Annotated in this window: 3 protein-coding genes and 3 pseudogenes; 1 reads left to right on the forward strand and 5 read right to left on the reverse strand. The window is 65.3% G+C overall.

Going from position 1 to position 3,892, the window contains the following annotated elements:
- A pseudogene (locus V5A19_RS13850) lies at positions 1-185 on the forward strand (phosphorothioated DNA-binding restriction endonuclease); the annotation flags it as partial.
- A gap of 305 nt (positions 186-490) precedes the next feature.
- Here V5A19_RS13850 and V5A19_RS13855 read toward each other — a convergent pair.
- From V5A19_RS13855 to V5A19_RS13875, 5 genes and pseudogenes are all read right to left on the reverse strand, one after another.
- A complete protein-coding gene (locus V5A19_RS13855; protein WP_332327958.1) occupies positions 491-1,456 on the reverse strand; it encodes a virulence protein RhuM/Fic/DOC family protein in 966 nt (321 codons plus the stop codon).
- Positions 1,457-1,497: 41 nt separating this feature from the next.
- Positions 1,498-1,734: pseudogene (locus V5A19_RS13860) on the reverse strand (SAM-dependent DNA methyltransferase); the annotation flags it as partial.
- Between the two features lie 29 nt (positions 1,735-1,763).
- Positions 1,764-2,420 carry a hypothetical protein gene (locus V5A19_RS13865; protein WP_332327960.1) on the reverse strand — a complete coding sequence of 219 codons (657 nt, stop codon included), beginning with the start codon at positions 2,418-2,420 and terminating at the stop codon, positions 1,764-1,766.
- Positions 2,413-3,378, reverse strand: a complete 966-nt coding sequence (locus V5A19_RS13870) for a type IV toxin-antitoxin system AbiEi family antitoxin (protein WP_332319966.1) — start codon at positions 3,376-3,378, stop codon at positions 2,413-2,415. The genes V5A19_RS13865 and V5A19_RS13870 overlap by 8 nt, the downstream gene beginning before the upstream one ends.
- Positions 3,379-3,610: 232 nt before the next feature.
- A pseudogene (locus tag V5A19_RS13875) lies at positions 3,611-3,841 on the reverse strand (SAM-dependent DNA methyltransferase); the annotation flags it as partial.
- Positions 3,842-3,892 lie beyond the last annotated feature (51 nt).

Below are 3,892 nucleotides of genomic sequence, written 5' to 3' on the forward strand. Positions count from 1 at the left end.
TGCTGGTCTCGGTCTCCAGCATGGCCCACGGCAACGAGGGCTTTCAGCGCTGGCTGCTGGCCTTCAACGGCGCGGCCATCAGTCCGCCGTCCATGACGGACCGGGCGCCGGAGCCGGGCTTCCTGGACTGGCACGTGCGGGAGGTGTTCAAAGGGGAGGGGCGGTATGCGTTGGATTTGGGTTAAGCACCGGCCGGTCGCCATGGGCAGGCGTAACGGCTTTTACCCAGCGGTCGGCCCGGGCCCGGGCAGCCGATGATCGGCCAGGGAGGGGCCCTGGGTCGCGAAGGACAAATCAGCATCCACCGGCAAAGTGGCCGATGACAGCGAACCGCTTTTCTGAGCAGGTCAGCACGGCCAGCTCCAGGATCAGCTCGCGCAGCTTGTCGATGCCAGTCAGCTCCGGCTCGCCGTTGTTGCCGCTCCCTTGCCGTTGTTGTGGGTGACGGCGCTCGTCCAGAGGTCCGGATGCTCGGTGATGGGGTCGGTGCTCATGGGGTCTCTTCGGCCAGCATGTTCATGATGAGGTGGATTAAGGTCTCTTTCTGGTCCGCAGCGGACTCGGCCACCAGCAGGGTCAAGGCGGCGAGGCCCGCGTCGTTGACCACGGGACGACCAGCCTCGTCCAGAAGGCGGCGATTGCGGTGCAGGAAGTCCACGAACAGGAAGGCGCCGCTGCGCTTGTTGCCGTCGCTGAAGGGGTGGTTCTTGACCACGAAGTAGAGCAGGTGGGCGGCCTTGGCCTCCACGCTCGGGTAGGCGGGCTCACCGAAAACGGACTGATCCAGGTTGCCCAGCAGGGAGGCGAGGCCGTCGCCGCGGGGCTGGGCGAATAGCTCGGTGGCCTCCTCCCGCGCCATCAGCTCGGCCTTGAGGTCGTTCAGGGCGGCCATCGCCTCGTCGGGTGTGGGCAGCTCGCCCCCGGGCTGGCCGGCCGGCTCCTGGAGCTGGCCCTCGTCGTAGCGCTGCAGCCAGAGGAAGGTGCGGGTGTAGTGGCTCAGGATCTCCACCAGCCCCTGGCCGCTCTGGGCGTCCAGCGCCGGGGCAGCGGCGGCCTTGCGGACGAGCTGGAGAGCGGCCTCCAGCTCCTGGGCGTTTTCCTCGAAGCGCTGGCGGTTGATGGTGTAGCCGCGGGTAAGGTGTTCCTTGAGCACACGATTCGCCCACTGGCGGAAGCGAACGCCCTGCTGGGATTTGACCCGGTAGCCGACCGAGATGATGACGTCCAGCGAGAATTCGGTGACCGGCTTGTCCGACGACCCAATATGCACTTTCTGCATATTGGTCTCCTCCTCCAGCTCCCCCTCCTTGAAAACATTGCTGATGTGCCGGGAGATAACGGACTGGTCCCGCTGGAACAGCTCACCCATCTGGGCCTGGGTCAGCCAAACGGTTTCCTGCTCCACGCGGACCTCGAAGGCGCCCCCTTCAGCCTCGTAGATGGCGACCTCTGGCATACCAGGCTCCCTTTCCTCCGGGCCTCAAAAAGCCCCGGGTTTTAAACTTCCACTTCACCTGACCCAGGGTTTTCCAAGGAACCCAGCACCTGCCGAAACCCCTGCAGCCCCGCCTCCAGGTTCTCGATGATCTCCTCGGCGATCTCGTCGGGCTCGGGGAGATTGTCCCTATCCCCCAGGGAGTCATCGCGCAGCCAGAAGATGGCCAGGCTCACCTTGTCGCGGGCGAGGATCTCGTCGTAGGTGAACAGTCTCCAGCGGCCGTCGGGGTTGTCCTTGCCCGCCAGCCTTGCCCCGGGGGAATTCATCAAACCATCGAGTCCAAATTTGACCCGTTTTGGAAAAGCAGGCAAAGGGCAAGACCCGACCCCGTGCCCCGTTCATACAGCTCTTCGGAGACCAAATGGTGATATTGGCGTAGCAGGTAGGCCAGATCCTCGGCATCCCGATCATTCTCAAGGTGCCGGTCCTGCCAGGCGACCACCTTGAGGATGGCCAGCCCGGGCGGGCTGACGACACGGGCCGTAACCGTATCCGTCAGCCGCACACGGCAGCTGGCCGTGTAGGCCTCCCGAAACCCGGCCACGTTAAGGTGAAATTCCCCCTCCCGCCCCCAGTGCACGCCCCCGTCTTCCGCTTCCACCCCGCCGAACGGGATAAGATCCACCATGCCACCGGCGGGGCCGTGCAGCCGTTGGCGCTGGCGGCCATCGGGCCGGAAGCCCGCCCCCTCGACCAAATGGCTTTCCAGGGCCGCGAACTGGGCCCAATAACCAACCTGGACCCCCAGGTCCCAATCCGTCGTGCTCCTGCCCGGCCGGCATCCATGGATTCCCCCGAAAACCAGATGCCGGGCCATGGCCCCGGTAACCATCCAATCCACACCCGCCCGTTCCGCCGCGCTGGCAATGGCCTCCAGGATCTCGGCCTCGGCGCCGCCGATCGCCACGGCATATTCAGTCAAGGAAATCCTCCCGGATCATGGCGGCCACCTCCTGGAGGCGAGCCTGGGGCTTGGCGAGCAGATCGGCATAGACCAGCAGGGGGGGAACAGTCACTCCCCAGTCCTCCGCCATCTCATCGCCCCAGAACGGCTCCAGGACCTCCAGATTGCCCGAATCGTCCTTAACGGGACGAATGTCGGCGGCGAGCGCTTGGAAATCGCCGTCGCCGTAAAGGGTGACCTCCTGGGGCCGCAGATAGCCGGTAAGCCGGGCGGCCGCGGCCTCGCCGCCGAGCCGAAAGCCATACGCCCCCGGGTCAGCCCGCTGCCACCAATCCACGTCTTCCACCCGGTAACGCCTGGGATTCAGCCGGGGCCGCAGCTCCCGCGAAAACCCCTTCGCCCAGTCCTCATGGAGAAGCCCCTTGTCCTCCCAAATCCGCTTCCGGCCGGCGCGGCGGATATAGCCCAATTGCTCCAGATCCTGCATGACCCCCGTAACCGTCCCCAGCGCCACATCGGCCCTGTCGGCGATATCCCGGTAGGCGGCGTTCAGCAGCCCCGACTGGCACAGCAGGGCAAAGATCACCTGGAGCCCCTTGGGACGAAAGGCGCGGACCGCCGGCTTGGAAGCCGCCCCGGAAGGCCCCTGGCGCCCGGTAATGAACAGGAAAACCTCGCCCTCCTGAAGAAAGACGTTGCCGGCCCGATCCAAAAAGGGGATAGCCTGCTCCCTGAGCGCCTCCGCCGCCTTGGGCGTCACCCGCTCCGCCACCAGGATCTCCCCCGGCTCGTGCGCCCGGGCCGCTTCCGCCACATCATTCGGGCCCAGCTCCCCCACCCAATGCACCCGAAAGGGCCCCGCGGAGCCCAGGCGGATCCCGGCGTTGCGCCCGTCACCCACCGGCTCGGCCGGCATGCCGGTAACCTGCGCAACGGCCTGCAGGGCCTCCGCCAGAAGATCCCGTTCGGATTCCATGACCCGTCCTTCTTTGTTCAATAAAAATGATTGTACACGAATACTGAACGAACAAAAATATTGAACACTACACTCCCCGGCAGCCGCCAGGCCGCGCCAACCGGCTCCCCTTCGGGCCTACGCCGCACCGGTCAGAAGGGGAGCCGTAGATTTTACAGCCTTTACCATGGCGAGAAGCACCAGCCATGCTAAAGCCTGCCTTTAATACACAGTCCCCTTCCTGCCCACAGGGCTATTGCCCAGGCTCATTCGACGCTTCTAGCGAAGCCAGCACCTGCCGGAACCCCGCCAACCCCGCCTCCAGGTTCTCCACAATCTCCTCGGCGATCTCGTCGGGCTCGGGGAGGTTGTCCATGTCGCCCCGGGAGTCGTCGCGCAGCCAGAAGATGGCCAGGCTCACCTTGTCGCGGGCAAGGATTTCGTCATAGGTGAAACGGCGCCAGCGGCCTTCGGGGTTGTCCTCGCCCGCCAGCCCCCGAGGCGGTGGAATTCATCAAACCATCGAGTCCGGATT

Source organism: Thiohalorhabdus sp., from assembly GCF_036628635.1.
In the GTDB taxonomy this organism is placed as follows: domain Bacteria; phylum Pseudomonadota; class Gammaproteobacteria; order Thiohalorhabdales; family Thiohalorhabdaceae; genus Thiohalorhabdus.

Coding starts and splice junctions, on each gene's coding strand:
- V5A19_RS13870 (WP_332319966.1), bottom strand. CDS start 3,378: ATGGAATCCGAACGGGATCTTCTGGCGGAGGCCCTGCAGGCCGTTGCG.
- V5A19_RS13855 (WP_332327958.1), bottom strand. CDS start 1,456: ATGCCAGAGGTCGCCATCTACGAGGCTGAAGGGGGCGCCTTCGAGGTC.